General features: G+C 60.9%; 14 protein-coding genes. 2 read left to right on the forward strand and 12 right to left on the reverse strand.

Annotated elements, in window-relative coordinates; translation table 11 throughout:
• On the reverse strand, nt 1-1,051 hold a 1,051-nt coding region (locus JNL55_RS20840), incomplete at its 3' end, for a sensor histidine kinase (protein WP_293858267.1).
• A 350-nt stretch (nt 1,052-1,401) separates the two neighbouring features.
• Between JNL55_RS20840 and JNL55_RS20845 the strand changes: the two genes are divergently transcribed.
• On the forward strand, nt 1,402-2,376 hold the full coding sequence (locus JNL55_RS20845) for an NAD(P)-dependent alcohol dehydrogenase (RefSeq protein ID WP_415923128.1): 975 nt from the start codon (nt 1,402-1,404) through the stop codon (nt 2,374-2,376).
• 63 nt (nt 2,377-2,439) lie between these two features.
• Complete coding sequence (locus JNL55_RS20850) at nt 2,440-4,098, forward strand: N-acyl-D-amino-acid deacylase family protein (RefSeq protein WP_293858273.1); 1,659 nt, start codon at nt 2,440-2,442, stop codon at nt 4,096-4,098.
• A gap of 12 nt (nt 4,099-4,110) precedes the next feature.
• Here the strand turns inward: JNL55_RS20850 and JNL55_RS20855 are convergent, their stop codons facing one another.
• The 11 genes from JNL55_RS20855 to JNL55_RS20905 all read right to left on the reverse strand — a co-directional run.
• Nucleotides 4,111-5,364 carry a M24 family metallopeptidase gene (locus JNL55_RS20855; protein ID WP_293858276.1) on the reverse strand — a complete coding sequence of 418 codons (1,254 nt, stop codon included), beginning with the start codon at nt 5,362-5,364 and terminating at the stop codon, nt 4,111-4,113.
• The gene (locus JNL55_RS20860) at nt 5,364-6,254 is read right to left on the reverse strand and encodes a sulfite exporter TauE/SafE family protein (protein WP_293858279.1); all 891 of its coding nucleotides are present in this window, start codon (nt 6,252-6,254) and stop codon (nt 5,364-5,366) included. The genes JNL55_RS20855 and JNL55_RS20860 overlap by 1 nt, the downstream gene beginning before the upstream one ends.
• 11 nt (nt 6,255-6,265) lie before the next feature.
• Nucleotides 6,266-6,697 carry an aconitase X swivel domain-containing protein gene (locus tag JNL55_RS20865; protein ID WP_293858282.1) on the reverse strand — a complete coding sequence of 144 codons (432 nt, stop codon included), beginning with the start codon at nt 6,695-6,697 and terminating at the stop codon, nt 6,266-6,268.
• Nucleotides 6,694-7,944 carry an aconitase X catalytic domain-containing protein gene (locus tag JNL55_RS20870; RefSeq protein ID WP_293858285.1) on the reverse strand — a complete coding sequence of 417 codons (1,251 nt, stop codon included), beginning with the start codon at nt 7,942-7,944 and terminating at the stop codon, nt 6,694-6,696. The genes JNL55_RS20865 and JNL55_RS20870 overlap by 4 nt, the downstream gene beginning before the upstream one ends.
• Nucleotides 7,941-9,725 (reverse strand): M2 family metallopeptidase, encoded by a 1,785-nt coding sequence (locus JNL55_RS20875; RefSeq protein WP_293858288.1) that lies wholly within the window; start codon nt 9,723-9,725, stop codon nt 7,941-7,943. Before JNL55_RS20875 ends, JNL55_RS20870 begins: the two co-directional genes overlap by 4 nt.
• A 16-nt stretch (nt 9,726-9,741) precedes the next feature.
• Nucleotides 9,742-10,680 carry an alpha/beta hydrolase gene (locus JNL55_RS20880; RefSeq protein ID WP_293858290.1) on the reverse strand — a complete coding sequence of 313 codons (939 nt, stop codon included), beginning with the start codon at nt 10,678-10,680 and terminating at the stop codon, nt 9,742-9,744.
• 16 nt (nt 10,681-10,696) lie between these two features.
• Complete coding sequence (locus tag JNL55_RS20885) at nt 10,697-13,177, reverse strand: TonB-dependent receptor domain-containing protein (RefSeq protein WP_293858293.1); 2,481 nt, start codon at nt 13,175-13,177, stop codon at nt 10,697-10,699.
• Between the two features lie 101 nt (nt 13,178-13,278).
• Nucleotides 13,279-14,343 (reverse strand): FecR family protein, encoded by a 1,065-nt coding sequence (locus JNL55_RS20890; RefSeq protein ID WP_293858296.1) that lies wholly within the window; start codon nt 14,341-14,343, stop codon nt 13,279-13,281.
• Between the two features lie 19 nt (nt 14,344-14,362).
• A complete protein-coding gene (locus tag JNL55_RS20895; protein WP_293858299.1) occupies nt 14,363-14,890 on the reverse strand; it encodes an RNA polymerase sigma factor in 528 nt (175 codons plus the stop codon).
• 80 nt (nt 14,891-14,970) lie between these two features.
• Nucleotides 14,971-16,449 carry a cryptochrome/photolyase family protein gene (locus JNL55_RS20900; protein WP_293858302.1) on the reverse strand — a complete coding sequence of 493 codons (1,479 nt, stop codon included), beginning with the start codon at nt 16,447-16,449 and terminating at the stop codon, nt 14,971-14,973.
• A 57-nt stretch (nt 16,450-16,506) separates the two neighbouring features.
• The coding region (locus tag JNL55_RS20905; protein WP_293858305.1) for a TonB-dependent receptor at nt 16,507-18,181 on the reverse strand (1,675 nt) is incomplete at its 5' end.

The raw sequence follows: 18,181 nt of genomic DNA on the forward strand, positions 1-18,181 counted from the left end.
CATGCGGCTCGATCTCCGTCAAACTCAACTGAGCATCGCCACCGAAAGCCAGCTGCATTCGCTCACGCAGCGTGGAAAGCCCAGTGCCGAGCCCACTGTTCTGTGCATTCAAACCAACGCCGGTATCAGCGACGCGAACCCAACATCGACCATCGCGCATCGACACGTCGACATCGATACGCCCGCCCGTTTCGCTCGGGTCGATGCCATGCTGGACGGCGTTCTCAACCAACGTGAGCAGCGTCATGGGCGGACAGTGCAGCTTGGTTGCCGCCGGATCGATGCGCAAAGCAAACTGCAATCGATCCGGCATGCGCATCTGCATCAGCTCGATGTACGCACGCGCCAGCTCCAACTCCTGATCCAACGTCGTATCTGGCGAATTCATTCGCGGCACAGCGGCGCGCAAGTAAGCAATCAGATTCGTCAGCACCTTGGATGCTTGCGGCGAACCGGCATTCACCAGTGCCTGCACGTTGGCCAGCGTGTTGAACAAGAAATGCGGCTTCACCTGCGCCTGTAACAAACGCAAGCGAGCATCCAACGCGTTGCGTTCCAACTCGCTGCGCTCTAGTTCAAACGCGAGCGCCTGATCGCGCGCGAAGACGTCCCGCTGCCGAAGCATTGTGCCCAGCGCAATCCACGGCCCGAACAACAAGCCCTCCACCAGCAACACGATGAGTCCTCTCATCTGTGAGTCCTGGTGCGCCGAATGGATGTCGATGGCCATATGCGCGAAGTGAGCGAACAACACGCCGGCCGGAATGGCGATGACCACACCCGCGACTTGCAATGCCCAACGCGTCAACCAAGCAGGCAATCGCAGCGGACGCTGTTCGAACAGTCCGAAGGCGAGCACAGCGACCAAGCCGACGACCAACGCATGACCGATGCTAACGAGCATGGGTGGCGCACTCGACGGCAAACCGTTGACCGCGCCGAACAGCACCGACAAGCCGAGCGCAACTAACAATCGTCGCCAGCCGAACGCGAGCGCCACGCCTCGCGGCCGAGGTTGTACCAGCTGTCGATGGCTGATCGCGGAAGACATGCGAATAACTATAGATCGTTATCCAGGCGGGCGCCTGCGGCTTTGCACGCTGAAAAGGCCGGTCTGCCGCCATTCATCCGCTTGAATCGTGGCTCGGCCCGCCGCCGGCCCCCTCCGTCGCATGCGGCTCGTGTTCGCAGCGGCGGACTTTCATAGTCCGCCCGCCCCCAGTCCACCGACCTATTCGACCGTTCGATCTCGACAGGGAGAACCCCATGACTGCGAACAAACGCCTGCTGCTGGGCCTGGCCGGTGTGCTGGCCCTGACCGTCGTCTCGCTGGCCATTGCTTTGAGCTACGACGCCGACTGCCCTGCGCCAACGTCGATTGCTCAAACTGGGCAGCCCACCATGAAGGCCATCCAACAGCGTTGTTATGGCTCACCCGAAACGCTCGCGCTCGCGGACGTTACCAAGCCCTCGCCCGCCGACGATGAAGTTTTGGTGCGCGTGCAGGCGGCTGCAGTCAATCCGCTCGATTGGCACAGTGTGGCCGGCCGGCCCTACCTCATGCGGCTCTCCAACGGATTGGGTACGCCTACCGATTCGAACACCGGCGTCGACTTCGCCGGTACAGTTGCAGCCGTGGGCAACCAGGTCACTCGCTTCAAGCCGGGCGACGCAGTCTTCGGCGGCCGCAATGGTGCCTTCGCCGAATACCTGGTCGTGCGCGAACAACGCGCCGTCGCCCACAAGCCTGCCAACTTGTCGTTCGAGCAAGCCGCCGCCATTCCGGTCGCGGCAGTGACTGCGCTACAAGCTTTGCGCGACCAAGGAAAGTTGCAAAAGGGACAAAAGGTGTTGATCAACGGCGCCTCGGGCGGCGTCGGCACGTTCGCGGTTCAAATCGCGAAGGCCCTCGGCGCGCAAGTAACCGGTGTCTGTAGCACCAAGAACGTCGAGTTGGTCCAGTCGCTCGGCGCCGATCAGGTGGTCGACTACAAGAAGAAAGATTTTACCCAAAGCAACGAACGCTACGATTTGATCGTCGACAACGTCGGCAATCATTCGCCGCTGGCGCTGCGCCGTGCGCTCGAACCTCATGGCACCGTTGTCATCGTCGGCGCGCCCAAGGACGGCCCTTGGATCGGCATGTTCTGGGGCGTCATTCGCGGCCTGGTGCTGTCGTGGTTGGTCGATGAAAAGTTCGTGTTCTTCGTCGCCGACTTGAACCAGAACGATCTGAACTGGCTCGCGAATCTGGCGCACGAGGGCCGGATGACAGCGGTGATCGACCGCGAGTTCGCGTTGAACGAAGTGCCTGCCGCCATCGAATATCTAGCGAGCTGGCATGCCCGCGGCAAAGTCATCGTGCGGCTGGAATGACAATTTGCAGGAATCGTCCCCCTGATTCGTTATATTTAGCGGTCACCGAGGACAACACACACCATGCGAAAAACACTGCTGTTCTGCTCGCTGCTCGCCACCACGCTCTTTGCTACCGCGCCGGCGAGGTCGGCGGAGCAGCCACTGGATGTGCTCATCGTCAACGCACGCATCGTCGATGGCGGCGGCAATCCCTGGTATCGCGGCAGTGTGGGCATTCGCGATGGGCGCATCGTCTCAGTGGCGCCCGGTTCGGTAAAAACACCGAGCAAACGCACCATCGATGCCGCCGACCGCGTGGTGGCACCGGGCTTCATCGATCTGATGGGCCAAGACACGTTCGTCTATCTCACCGACCCGGACTCGGCGCGCTCGCGTCTGTATCAAGGCGTGACCACTCATGTGAGCGGCGAAGGCGGCTCGCACGCCCCTCAGAACGAGCGCACTCAGCGCAAGCCGGAGATGGTCAACGGCAAGCCGGTGCGCTGGCGCACTTACAAAGAGTACTTCCAGATCCTGGAATCGCACGGCGTGCCCATCAACGTGGCCCACAACGTCGGCGCCGGTCAGGTGCGGTTGGTGGTGATGGGCGAGGAAGATCGCGCCCCGACCGCCGCCGAGATGCAGGAAATGAAGCGAGTGGTCGCCGAAGCCATGGATGACGGTGCGTTCGGCCTCTCGACCGCGCTCATCTATCCACCCGGCGCCTACGCCACCACGCAAGAAATCGTCGAACTGGCCAAAGTGGCTGCCAGCCACGGCGGCTTCTACTCCACCCACATGCGCAACGAGAGCGTCGGCTTGCTCGCCGCCATCGATGAGAGCATTCAAATCGGCGAGCTGGGCGGGCTACCGGTCCACATCTACCACTTGAAGGCAGCAGGCAAGCGCCAGTGGCCGCTAATGAATCAGGCCATCACCCGCATCGACGCGGCACGTACTCGTGGCCTGGATGTGACTTCCGATATCTATCCTTACATCCGCAACGGCATCGGCCTGGAGTCGTTCCTGCCGCCGTCGCTGTACGTCAACGGCTTCGACGCCGCGAAGAAGCAAGTGGCCAAGGCCGCCAAGCGTCGCGAGCTGCGCGCCGAGCTGGAAAACCCCAACACCACTTGGGAGAACTGGTACCAGCACGTCGGCGCCGATTGGAGCAAGGTGCTGTTGACCGATTCGGGCCGCTATCCGCGCGATGTCGCCGGCTTGTCGGTGGCCGACGTGGCCAAGAAAGAGAATCGCGATGTGTGGGAAGTGTTCTTCGAACTGGCCATGGCCCAGGTCAACACCGCTCCCGAGAGCATGGACGAAGCGCAGAAGCACGCCGCGTTACGCGCGCCTTGGGTGATGATCGAAACCGACACACCGCCGGTCAACATCGCCACTGCCAAGAGCACTCACCCGCGCGCGCTCGGTGCGTTCCCTCGCGTGCTGGCGAAATATGTTCGTGACGAACACATCCTGACCATGGAAGAAGCCACTCGTCGCATGACCTCGATGGTCGCGAATCGGATGGGCTTGACCGACCGCGGCCGGATCGCGCCGGGCATGGCCGCCGATCTAGTGGTGTTCGACCCGCAGCGCATTCAGGATCAGTCGACCTTTGAGAAGCCCATGCAGTTCTCCACGGGCGTCGACTACTTGTTGATCAACGGCAAGCTGAGCATCGACGACGGCAAGGCCACTGGCGTGCTCGCCGGCCAGGTGCTCCGGCATCAGCAGTAACGCGGCCCTGGTTCACACCGGCTCGTCGAGCGATTTGGCGAGCGGTGTGAACAACTTCGGACCGGCCTCGGTCAGGTGCCAGCAATCTTCCAGCCGAATACCGAACTCGCCCGGAATATAAATTCCGGGCTCGTCCGAAAAACACATGCCGACGGCCAGCGGCGTGGCATCGTTACGAACCAAGTACGGCGACTCGTGACCATCCAGGCCGATGCCATGGCCGGTTCGATGCGACAGGCCAGGCAGGCCGTAATTCTTCTGCCAACCCTTCTGCTCATAGAACGCGCGCACCGCTTTATCGATCGCGCTACATGGAACGCCCAGCTTGGCTGTTTCCAGTGCGAGTTCCTGACCGCGCTTGACCGTGTCCCACACCTTACGCTGACGCGCTGACGGCTTGCCGAACACCCAGCTGCGAGTGATATCGGATTGATAGCCGTGCACCGTGCAGCCAGTGTCGATCAGAACCACCGAGCCCTCGCGCACCGCTTGCGGCTTGTTCGAACCGTGCGGGAATGCGCTCGCTTCGTTGAGCAGCACCGAGGAAAACTCGTGGTGACCGCCCAGCGCTTCGGTGGCTGAAATCATCAAGTTCATGATGTCGTCGGCGCTCATGCCGGCCGTGATCTTCCCATGCACATGGCGCAACGCTGCGATGGTCACGTTGTTCGCCACCTGCATCAGTGCCAGCTCGGCTGACGACTTGATCTCGCGACAGGCACGCACCAAGTCTTCGCCAGGAACGACGGTGCGAGAGTTCTTGGCTGCCTTCAACACTCTGTCGACGATGAAGAAGCGCGTGGTGTCTTCCACCGCGATCGAGCCTGCCCCCTGGTCACGTAACGCACCGGCCAGCAGCTCGAACGGGCTTTCATCCTCCTTCCAGGGCCGCACATCCGCGTCGATCATCAGCGTCTCGGCGATCGACGGCGCTTCGAAGAACGGCGTGACCAGCACGGCCTTGCCGGTCGGCAGAATCAGCGCGGCCGTGGTCCGCTCGGAGCGCCACCACTGGACGCCGGTAAAGTATTGGAGGGTCGAACCAGCGTCGAGCAACATCGCCGCCACTTTCTGCCGCTGCATCAGACCTTGCAGCTTGGCGATTCGAGCCGCGTGCTCTTGGGCGGTAATGGGTTGGGCGGCGCCGGTGATCGACTTCAGGCCCGAGGTCTTGGCCGACGCAGCAGCGCCGCTAGCGTCAGCATGCGCGGCGACGACACCGCTCGCCAACGCTGCCCCGACGAAGCCACGCCTGGAAAACTTCATCACGCATTTCCCTGGGCCACGACGACTCTTGGCCGCACCGACCACAACATGAGCAACGCCGTGTAGGCCACCACTACCGCCACCAGCCAGCGCAGCCAATCGATAGGCAAAGACTTCACGATGAAAGCGGCAATCAACACGCCAGGAATGCCGCCGATGGCCAGTCCCAGCGAGGCGCGCAAGTCATAGCGCTCGGTACGAACGAAGCGAATGCCACCGATGGGCATCAAGAACGCGCACGAGCCCATCATGATGGGAAAGGCCGCCAGCGGATTCATGCCCAGCAGACTCACCAGCATCAGACAGGGCGCGTACAAACCCACCCCCAGTGTCATGAGCGCGCCAAGCACAAAGTTTATGGCGATCGCGCCAACCAGCGGTATGCCACTGAGCCCCAGCGCGTCGCCGCCACCCGGCAACCATTGCAAATTGTTCGCCACGAACAGCAGTGACGCGATCAGCAGCGCGATGCCCATGCCGATCTGAATCGCTCGTCGCGGCAACCGTGCGATGACTCCGGCTCCCATCCAGGCACCGGCCACCGCAGCCACGATCATGCCCACCAGCGTCACTGGTTCGACTTGCACCAGGCCGATGAAAATCACCGCCATCAACAACGTCGGCAAGGCGTGCCCGACGTTCAAGGTGCCTGGAATTTTCTCATCCGGCATCCGGCCGAAGATTTTGAAAATGGCGGTGGTGGGCGCGAACGAGCCAATCCCCAGCGTATCGAAGAAGTTGGTAACGAAGCCGATGGCGCCATCCGCCGGCCGCGGCACGCGAGCCGTCCCTTCGCGCCGAGCCCGTTCGATGCGCCACCATTGCCACACGAACCAGATGGTGGTGACTACGAGCGCGCTTATGAGTAGGTAGCTGGCGAGCGTAAGCATTAGAGCCCTCGTTATGGCCCATGCTGGACCAGACCTGTTATTTGACCATTCGGCTCGATCGACAGGGGCCGATCTTGCGGAATGGCTAGTTGTAGTGCAACCGGCAAACGAAAAATCCCCGGCGTGGCCCAATTCATTTCTCGCGCCACCAGCGCACCCAGGCTGAGGATGGCATCGGGTTCGGACAACACGATGGCACTCGGCGCGAGGCCTCGATACACCAGCTCGAGCAACACGGAACTGCCCGAAGACGATCCTTTCAGCTCTCGAATCAACAAAACTCGGCCCGATATCGATACACCGCGCTGACTACAACGCGGATCGATCAGCGTGCCATCGACGGCAGACACGCCGCCCCAGAAGCTGATCGGTTCTATCAAATGCAAGGCGCGTCCGGTGACGACTCGAGCAGGCGCCGCCGGTATCACTACGTCGAGTTTCATGACGCCTCGCGCAGTGACAGTCGGCCTGAGACGGCACTGTCCACACAGTCCTGCAGGCTGGCGAAGACGACGTCATAGCCGGTATTGCCTGGCGCGTAGTGCGCGAACTTGCCCGAGTTGGTGACCAGGATGCCGGCCTTCTCGGGCAGGATGGGTGTCACGACGATGCACGTGTCAGCGATCAACACCACACCACTATCCAACAAGCGCTGAGCGATACCGTCCGGCGTCACGGCAGACAGTGAGCTTCTGCTGGTGCAGGCATACAGCGGGACCTGACAATGTCGCGTGCCGAGCGCGGCCGCGAGATTGCGCAGCTCCTGCGCCGACAAATGCGGGCTGCCAATCGCGACCGCCTGAATCGGATCGTTCACAGCCACTTGCACGGTGGACAGGCTCGAGCGCGCATCAGTCAGCATCACAGCGGTGAGCCTGATGATCTCGACCGGCTCGCGCTCACCAAAAGCAGTCGCAACCGTCGGCGCTTCCGGCGTCACGCCGATGACATGAAACAATCCAACCGCTCCGGTAGACGCGGCCGCCGCGCCCAGTGCTTTCAACTGATCCTCGCTCGGTTGACCCAACCCTTGGAACGCAGCAATGGCCGCACCAACCGTTTTTCCCAACCAAGCACCGAGAATGGGATGCGCGATGTCATCTGCCAGAAACTCACGCGGCAGCTGGCTTGCATCGATGAGCACAGTCGCGCGTCTATTCTCAGGAATGTGCAGCCCGGTTCGCGGCGCGCGTCCGGTGATGGCCGAGCAAATATCCAGAAAATCTCCGTAGCGATTGGTGCGAGCGCCGAGCACTGAGTTACAAAACGCCACCGCGTTGCTCTCACCCCATGCCACATCACTGCCCAACGATGGCCGATGACCTGCTTGATAAGGCGCGCAGGTCCACGTCGGCTGGCAGCCCAGCGCGATGTAGGCAGTCATCATTCGGTGCGCCATCTCACGAGAGTCCGCTGGCAGCCGTGTGCGAAGGCCATGCAGAAGATCCAACGCGCCGACGTTGAGAGTCGTCGGTACACGCACCTTCGCCTGAGTCTCGACCAACTTCTCCGCGAATAGCGTGCCGCTGTCGCCGTGGTACAAGCAGCCATCGATGTGCGCAGACTCGATGTCGATCAGCGTATCGGCCCCCAGCGCTTCGGCCGCGCCGACCAGAATGCGCATGGCCAAGGCCGTTCCCTCGCCCGCCGCGCCGGCCAACATGTCTCGATCGCGTTCGCTCAATTTCATGGCGTACAGCGCTTCCCAGCATTCTGCCGTTTCAACCAACGGTACAAAGGCGCGTAATAGTCGAGCATGGCACTCGCGTCGGCTCGATCCTCGCCAGTAAACATTGCCAAGGTCTGTCCGGTGGGCCGTGAGCGGCCACTCGCCAGCATCTCGCCGAGCTTGGCGCCGACCTCTTTGCTACCGTAAATGGAGCAGCGATGCAACGGCCCGTCGACGCCGGCAATCCGGCAGGCCGCACGCTGGAACTGATATTGGTACACGCTCGCCATGAAATAGCTCATATACGGCACGTTGGCGGTGATGTGATATTTGGCCGCAATGTCGAACGCGTCTGCCGGCCTCGCACGCGGCGGCCGCAATTTCTGATAGCGCTCGACCAATGACCACCACGCACTGTTGTAGTCAGCCGGCTGAATCTCGCCGGCGAAGACACCCCAGCGCCACTTGTCCATAGCCAAGGCGAACGCGAGCAACGGTACCCGCGCCAGCGCCTGTTGCAGTAGATAAGACGTCTCATCTCTTTCCGCCAGGTCCGCCGGCTCCAACCCGATGCGTTTCAAATAACTCGGCGTCACCGCTGACAGCGCAATGAAATCGCCAATCGCCTCATGAAAGCCGCCGTTGACGCCATCGCGAAACAGAAACGGTTGTTGTTGATACGCGAGCTGGTAGTAATCATGACCCAGCTCGTGATGAATCACCGGCCACTCGGCCGCGGTCACCCGAATACACATTTTGATACGCACATCGTCGCGCTGATCGATGGTCCAGGCGGAAGCATTGCAGTCCACATCTCTTCCCTCAGGTCGCGTGAACTGCGAGCGAGCCCAGAAACTCTCGGGCAATGAGCGCATGCCGAGTGAAACGAAGAATCCTTCAGCCGCTTTAACCATCTTCTTCGGTTCGTAGCTGTTGGCATGTAACGCCTGTTCGAGATCGAAGGTCGCGCCAGACTCGGTCGGCACCAGCACATCCCAGATGCCGGTCCAGTTCTGTCCCCACATATTGCCGGTGAGGTCGGCCCGAATCGCACCCGATGCCGGCTGGACGGAATCGCCATAGCGCGCATTCAACTTGGTTCGCGCGTAACAGTGCAGCTCGTCATAGAGCGGCGAGATTTGTTTCCAGAGCGCATCGATCTCGCGTGCCAACGCTTCGGGCGTCACGTCATATTCGGAACGCCACATCGCGCCCACATCCGCAAAGCCCAGCTCGCGCGCACCCGCGTTCGCGAGAGACACCATGTGCGCATAGTCGTCACGCATAGGTGGTGCTACCGAACGCCAGCCTTCCCAGATCGCCGCGCTCTTCACCGGATCACGCGATTGAGCCAGCGCACGTTCGGCATCCTGTAACAGGTATCGCTTGTCTTCGATCGTGAAGCTTCCAGTGGCAAAGCGAGTATTCAAACTGCCACTGACTTCCGACAAGGCCGCAGCCGAGCCTGCAGCGGCAGGCATTCGCACCAGCCGTTTCAGAATCGCCAGCTTGCGCGCGACTTCCGGATCTCTGACTTTGCCGTCGAAACGCCGCGCCTGCGTGACTAGCGACACTGCCAGTGCAGTCCGCTCGGTCGAAAGCTTTTCCAGCAGCCAATCGGTATCAGCAGTGATGTAGGTGGACCTGACCCAATCGGCGCGGTTGGTCAGGTCTTCTGCAGCCGAAAGCTGCGACTCCGCCGTCGCCAGAAACGACCTCGCCTGCTCGGTGAGGTCATTCTGTTGAGCAAACGCTGCCGCACTCGCCAGCCCCAGGCTGGCGATGATTGCGTTCCGGATCATGTCGTCCTCGTGCGGGTTAGAACGTTTCCGAACGACGCTCATCCGGCGCGATCAAATAGCGCATGCCCTGCGCTACGCCGGAAGCGACAATCGTATGGTGCGTGGTGCGCGGGAGCACAGACACCCACGCACCGTTCGGAAAACTGCGGCGGTTGTCTGCAACCAAGCGACCGAACTCCAGCGTGTTGCTGGTCATGTGCGTCTCCGGTGGCGAGATGCGCTCCTCCTGTTCACCCGCCAACGCCACCGCTCGGCTCTTGAAAACCGTGCCGGCCGCCAGCTTGTCCTTGAACGACCGCAACACCAGCTCCTGGTCCCACCACAACGACGGACTGAGCGCCAGATAGTTACCAAAGGCCTCCGGCCGATTGAGCATGGTGTCCAGCGTAAACAAACCGCCGAACGAATGACCGATCAGCATCGAGCGCTCGCGATCCACATCGAAGCGCTGCTCGATGATGGGCCGCACCGTGTCCACGATGAAGCTGCGAAACTCAGCCGCCATTCCCGACGGCAATTTGGATTTGCCAGCGAGCCCGCGTGGCTGTGCCGTCGGCGTCAGCTCGCGCCGACGCCAGTCTTCTTTCATTGCCAGATCGGCATCGAGGTAATCGATGCCGACCACCACACACGGCGGCACTTCACCGCCCCATTGCATCTGGCGACAGGTCGCGGCCACGATGGGAAAGTTCTCGTTGGCGTCGGTCACATAAATCGGCACCGGCTTGTACCCACGCAACATCAGCGGCAAATCCGGCTCGATGTCCAGCGGGCGCGCGATGCCGATCAAGAACTCGCGCTCGCGCCACTTCAGCGTGAACGACTCCGATCGATACAACTGCCAGGGCTTGGCGGGCGAAACATGGGCCGCAGAGGGTTTATCTGCGGACCATGCGCGCGCGCTGAGACCGAGCATCCCGGCCATGCCGAGAAAGCCTCGTCGTGATGCAAACATTCCTGTGTCCCTTTTCTTAGAGGTGCCAGTCGAACTGCAGACCGAGGGTCCGGGGCATCACGTAGAACTGAGTGATGAGCGCACCGGTATAGGCTGCTGCCGTTACGCCGCGCTCGTCGGCGACATTGTTCACATAGGCAGTGACGCCCAAGCGACCGAACTCCAAGCCGCCGCGAATATCGACGATGTGGTAATCGCCCACCGGTAACGGTTCTTGGAAGGCGCTATCGGCCTCTGACAGGAAGCGATGAGACAGAGTGACGTGCGGGTTGAGCGCAGTGGCGAACTGGTAGCCCACCGATGCCGACGTCGACCACTTCGACGCACCTGGCAAGGTCGAACCGTCGAGCAGCGTCGTGCCATTGCCCAGCGGCAGAGACTTGGAGAGCGCGGCATCGAGATAAGTGACACTCGCTTGCAAGTTGAGTCCCGGCGTCGGCCGCCATTGCACAGCGCTCTCCACGCCTTTGCTCTGCGCAGCGCCGGCGTTCGCGACATACGCGAATCGATCCGGACGACTCAGGCGCAATTGAATGTTGGTCCAGTCGATGAAGAACGCGGCAGTGTCGAACGTGAGCGTGCGATCCGCCGACGTGAGACGCAGACCCAACTCGTAATTGATCAGCTTGTCGGAGCCGTAAGTCGCCGGCGTCGGGAATGAGGCGATAGGAGCCACCAGATTCACACCACCCATGCGGAAGCCTTTCGACACCAACGCGTAAGTCATGACGGAGTCATTGGGTTCGAACGTCAGCGACACCTTGGGACTGAAGCCGGTACCTTTCTGCTCGCCTGCTGTACGATCGAAGCCGACGCGCGGATCGCCCTGATCGATGCTGGTTCGCACGTTGATATCGTAGGAACGGCCACCGAGCGCCGCTCGCCATTGATCGTTGAATCGATACGAGACTTCGCCGAACGCAGCGTATTCCTTGGAGCGATACGCGACCTTGAAGTCGCTGACATACTCCCCGTTCTCGAACCGAGGCGACGGATAGAACTCATCGAACCAGCCATAGTACGCACCGACCAGCCAATCGATGCGCTCGTTACCCGGCGACGTGAGCCGCACTTCACCAATGCTGGAACGAGTGCGTGCCGTCGCTTCCGAGACGTTCACCGGCCCATAGAACGGCGACAGATCGCTGACGTAATCCTGCGTCTTGCGAGACATACCGCCCGACACTGTGAGCGTGGCAAAGCCCAGATCCGCATCGAGCTTCAAGTTGTTGATGCGCGTGGTGAAGGTGACTTCCTCTGGCACCACCGTCTGATTCACCAACCCGCCCAACTCAGGGAAGGCATAGAACGCATCGCCATTCTTGGCGCGGTCATAGAAACTGAAAAGATTCAGGCTGATATTGGGATTGATTTGCCACAGCGCGTTGACTCGGCCCGCTTCGACATCGTGTGAGTTCACGTCCTTGCGACCGGTGCCAATGTTGTCCAAGTAGCCGGCGTCGGAGCGCTTGATGGCCGTGAGCCGAATGCCGAACACATCGTTCACGATGGGAATATTCGCCGCAGCTTTCGCCGCATACCCCAGATCCGAACTCGACTTGGTCTGCGATGCGCCGAACTGCGTGACTGCGTCGAACGAGGTCAACGAGACCGGATTCAGAATGTAGTTGACGGCACCGCCCAACGTGGCCGAGCCGAACAATGTGCCTTGCGGCCCGCGCAGAACCTCGACTCGCTGCACATCGAAAATATCCAGATCGGGCACCGACACCGCGAACCCAGGATCGGTCAACGGAATGTCGTTGAGATAAATACCGGTGGTGGCCTGACCTTGATCGGGATAGATGGTGGCCGTGCCGATACCGCGAATGGTGACGTTGGCCACACCAGGCGTCGCGCCCTGGAAAATCACACCGGGCGCACGGCCCAGATAATCCTGGAAGCTATTCGCCCCCTGCTCCACCAGCTGCTCGCCGTTGAACGCAGTGACGGAGTTCGCCACCTCACGCAGCGCTTCAGGCCGCTTCGACGCAGTGACGATCAGTTCTTCGAGGCTGCCGTTGCGAGTCGGCTCAGCACCGCTGCCGGGATTTACGGCAGTACTCTGTGGGTTTGGCGCTGCAGCCACTTGAGCCAGGCGAAATCGCTGCCACAGGCTTTTCTGTCGCACCTCTTGTGACTGAGTGTTTTCTACGGCCGGCGCCGGCTTGGCGGGCGGCGGCGCGGTTTGCTCGTTCAAAATGGTGACGGCGTTTTCGTCGACGTAGCGATACGTCAACCCGGTGCCACGAAGCAGCTGCGTGAGCGCTTCATCCGCCGTCAAATCTCCAGTGGCGCCAGCGGTGTGACCGTTACGCACCGTCTCGGAGAGATACAACACTTGTAGATCGCGAGTCTCGGCCAGTGCCTTGAGCGCTGCGCCCAGCGGCTGCGCCGGAATATTGGTGGGCATGCGGATGGCAGCTCTGACATCCCCTGCAACACACAAACTGACGAGCAACGAACATACCGTCGTCGATAGAACAGCGATACGCATGAACACCCTCCCGCGCCCACCAGCGGCGTTTATGATGGCCGCCCAATGCAGCCTCTTGTGGTAGCAGTAGAGTGTTTGCAATCGAAAAGTGGGGGTGGGGGTCAAGGACCTTTGCGGCTGGCCAGATGAATTTCCGTTTCGGTTTCGCTCAGCGCGATGCTCGGTTGAGCGCGTAAGAAACCAATCAACGAATCGGGATCGGTGGTCGAGTACACACCGCTGATGGCAACGTCACGTAACTCTGGATCGGAGACCACCAGGCGGCGAGTGTTGTAACGATTGAACTCCGAGGCCACTTCAGCCAACGGCGTCTCATCGAAGATCAAGCGTTTCTGCAACCAAGCGGTGGCCGTCGCGACATCGGCGCGTTTGGCGTGCGGTGTTTGCTTTTCTGTGACCGTGACTTGCTCGCCGGCCGACAAATAAATGGGCGCAACTTCGATGCGCGGTTCCACCAGCATCGGCTTCACCTCAGCGACCGCGACACGGCCTTCCAACACCGTGACCACCGTACCGCTGAGCTTTCGATGCACGTCGAATTGAGTGCCAACCGCGCGCACCGTGGTGTCATCGGAACGCACGATGAAAGGCCGCTTGGGATCTTTGGCGACATGGAACAACGCCTGGCCTTCAGTGAGCTCGACATTGCGAACGTTGCTGGCCAAGCGCACTTTGACCGTCGACAGCGCATTCAACTCGACCGTGGTGCCGTCTTCCAAGCGCACCGTGCGCTGTTCGCCGATGCCGGTGCTGTAAGTGACCGCACGATAAAAGCCCAGCCACGATGCGACACCGACCAGGATGGCCAAGGTCGCGAATGCCGCGGCCATCTTGAAGGCCCTGCGTCCGCGGCCTTCACGATACTGACGACGATCCGCCTGCTCCGTTCTAACCGTCGACAGCGGCACGACGTTATCGTCAGTACTGGCGCGGGCTCGTGCGATCAGCGCGGCAAGATCGATACGACCTTTCGGATCGGCGCTGGGCAACTCCGACCAGGCCGAGGCAACTTCCAGGTAGGCCTGAATGTGTTGCGGCGAACGGCGTAGCCATTCATCGAAGCGCGCACGCGCCTCGGCGCTGGCGTCCCCCGAACGAAATTCGATGAACCAGGTGGACGCTTCGGCGACGATGGTGGATTCGTTGCTTGAGACTCGAGTGTTCATAAGAAGTACGTCAGTGTCCCTACTTTAGAACGGGCTGATCAGTACGGCTGTCCCTACAATGCCGCGCGGCCCTGGCAAGATACTTTTTGGCGGTTTCGCGAGCCACCCCGAGCTGGTCGGCAATTTCCTGCACGGTGTAGCCGCCGACCCGGTGCATGACCAGCGCGGCCCCGACCCGAGGCGGCAGTTGCGCCAACAACTGTTCCAGCTGTTCGATTCGTTGCACATTGTCGGCCTTGCTGGACAAGTCCTCGTTGGCTTCCGTGGTCAGCTCGGCCACCGCGTCGACGATGTCGACCAGCACCGGATCAGTCGACTTACGCAACGTATGCTGTTGAATCACATGGCTGGCCACCGTGAACAAGTACGCTTCCGGGTTGCGGATGGCGTCGTGCCGCTCGACCCGCAGCAGGCGTAAGAACACCTCCTGGGCCAGGTCCGGAACGTCGTGCACGTTCCGTAACCGCACCGACAAAAAGCGGTGCAAGCGGCGCCGGTAGCGCGCCGCTATGCTGGCCACGAAGCTCTTTTTGTCCAGATTCGACAAGGCTGCCGGTCCTGAAGCGGGTCACCCACGCCATAAGAGCGTTGCGACTCGAAAAGTGGGGGTGGCTGCCAGCGACTTTTTTATGCCGATCCGCCCCGCCGTGCCAGCCCTTCGGTGAATTCCCGCGCCCGGGCCAGGTGTTGTTGGTACTTTTCCGGCGCCATGCGGTCCAGGTGGCTGACCAGCGGCCCGATGCGCGGGTTGGCCTCGAAAAAGCGCCGATGCCGGTCGATGAAGGCCCAGAACAGCCCATCCCAGGTATCGCACCAGGGTCCGGCTTTGAAGTCGCTCATCTTTCGCAGGTAATTGGAGCCGGCCACATAGGGCTTGGTCGAGATCAGACCGCCGTCGGCGTACAACGCCATGCCATACACGTTCGGCACCATCACCCAGTCATACGCATCGATGAACAGCTCCATGAACCATCGATACACATCGTCGGGTCGGAAGCCGCACAGTTGCATGAAGTTGCCGAGGACCATCAAGCGCTCGATGTGATGCGCGTAGGCATGCTCGAGCACACGACCGATTACCGTGTCGATGGGATCGATGCCAGTGCTCGCTTCCCAGAACGCGGCGGGCAACGGCCGGTCGTGTTTCCAATAGTTTCGGGTTCGTTGTCGTCGTCCTTGCAGGATGTAGGCAGCGCGCACGTATTCACGCCAGCCGATGATCTGCCGCACGAAGCCTTCCAATGAGTTCATCGGAATGTTGTTGGCACTCAGCGCGGCATCGAGCACTTCTCGCGGCGTCAGCAGGCCGATGTTGAGCATGGGTGTCAGCACCGAATGGAACAGCGCTGAGTCCTGAGTCGAGATTGCATCTTGGTAAGCCCCGAACTGCGGCAGCCGTGTTTCGACGAACTCCTGCAACCAATGACGCGCATCTCGATACGTCACGGGATATTTGAACGAAGTCACCGAACCTGGATTGTTCGGAAACTTCGCCTGCACGTACTCGGTCGCTTCACGCACGAACTCGTTCTCGCGAGGCTGCCATAGCGGTTCGGGCTCGAAGCCTCGCGGCAACTTCTTGCGGTTCTCGGTATCGAAGCTCCACTTACCACCGACCGGTCGGCCGTCTTTCATCAGGATGTCGAGGCGCTTGCGCTGTTCGGCGTAGAAGCTCGCCATGAACATGCGCCGACCTTCGAAGTACTCCTCGATGTCCAGCGCCGAGTTTAAAAACATCGGCGTGTCGTGCCGGATAAGCTTCAGCCCGGCCTTCTTCAGCTCCCGAAGCACGCGCCGCTCCAGCCAATCGTCCACTGGATCGATCAGGTGCACGCGCTCGGGATGCCACTGTCTCGCACGCTCGATGACGGCCGCCATGGTCGGCGCCTGATCGAGGTCCAAGTAGTGCACAGCGACGCCGGCCTTCTCCAGGAAGGCCGCGTGCATACGCATCGAGGCTCGATGCAGGATGAGTTTCTGTTTGTGGAACGAGTACTGGCTGAAGTACAGCGGATCTTCGACCAGCAACACATGCTTGCCGCGCGCGAGCGATTTATTGCTCGCGAACAGTTGATGTGGGAACAACAGGAGAACGTCTACAGACATGCGAGCCCAGTATGCGCCTGAATCTACAAGGCGCCTACCGGGCAAGACGTGCCACTGTTACTTGTAGCGGTAGCGGACTTCGATACCGACTTCGCGCGGACGGATCAGGACATAGTCGCCACCGAAGGCCAGCGGCTCGATGCGAGTGACGCCTTGCTCGTCGGTGACGTTGCGGCCGAACAGCTCGACCGACAAGTTGTCTTGCACCAGGCCGACGCGCAGATTCAGCGTGTCGTAGGACTCGATTGGCAAGCCGCTCAGTTCGGAGCGAAGGCTGCCCACATACGCCCAATCGGCGCGAGCCCAACCGGACCAGCGGTCAGTCATATCGAAGCCATACTCGACGCCGGCGCTGTAGTTCTTGGCGGGCGAGCCTTCGACCCGATCACCAGAGCTACCGATGGCCGGCAACACGTTGTCATCGTAAGTGAGATCGTTGTACGACGCCGTCAGGTTCAGCTTCCACGCTTCGCTCAAGCGAGTGACCAGCTCGAACTCCGCGCCCTCGCCGGTGGCGTCGCCGGCATTGACCAGATTGGAGAAGGCGCAAGCGAACTGCACGCTGGCGGGAATGTCCTTCCACTCCATCCGATACAAAGCCACGTTGAGATTGACGCGGCCATCGTTGAGGCGCGACTTGAAGCCCAACTCATAGTTACGGATCGTGTCCGGATCGGTCACCGCCTGCAGCGACAAGCCCAGGGCCGCGGCCTGAGCTTGGCAAGTCTGCGGCAAGGTCTGGTTGGCCACACCGCTGCGGAAACCTTCGGCGGCCTGCACATACAACGTCAGATCGTCGCTGGGTTTGAACGTCAGGCTGGCGGCCGGATTGAATTTGCTGGCCGAGTCTTCGCCGCCGTTGGACGCACCCGGCGGCGGCGCCAGGAAGCCGATGGTGTTGAGCTTCACACCGATGTCTTCTTTCAGATAGCGAGCACCGAGACCCAAGGTCCAGCGCGGCGCGAGCTCATACGACGTATCGACGAACACGGCCTTTTGCTTTTCGAACAGATCGAAATTCAAATCCAGCGGGAAGTCCTGGGCACCGCCCGTGAACAACAACGGCAAACACGCAGCGGTTCGGCCGCAGGCAAGGTCGGCGACGTGTTGATGACCGTCGCTGTCGCGATCCAGATAGAACGCACCGACCGTCCAGCGAAACGCACTCTGGCCTCGTGACTGCAAGCGAACTTCCTGCGTGAAAGCTTCGGCTTCACGGCTTTCTTCGAAATACCAAGCAGTCGGCGGCAACAAGTCCGCGGCGTCATTGACGCGCGCCATCGTGAGCTTGGTCTGACTGGTCGAGGAAATCAGCGACACATTGTCCCAGTCGTATCGAATCGTCAGGCCGGCGAAGTCCATGTCTTCCGACGTCTGACCTTCGACAAAGAAGTCCATGGGCCGGTTGATGGTGTAACCGCCTTGATTGACACTGGATTCAGCCTGCATCTCCGAATCCTGCGTGCCGAGCACCAGATCGAGGCGCAGTCGATCGTTCACCTGCCACGCGGCGGACAGACGGCCGCCAGTCGTGTCGGTGGAGTTGATGTCTTTCTTATTGATGGCGCCGCTGGCTGGGGTCAGCAACGTGCCGTTGGGTACGTTCACCGCGCCGCCCGTCAGCGCCCCCACCAAGAAGGAATAATCGCTGGCCGGCTGCGCCGGCGTCACATTGTCGATGTAGCCCGCGATCTCATCTTTGTAACCCACCAAGCGCAGCGCGAACTTGTCC

The sequence above is a fragment of the Steroidobacter sp. genome, assembly GCF_016790065.1.
GTDB lineage: Bacteria > Pseudomonadota > Gammaproteobacteria > Steroidobacterales > Steroidobacteraceae > Steroidobacter.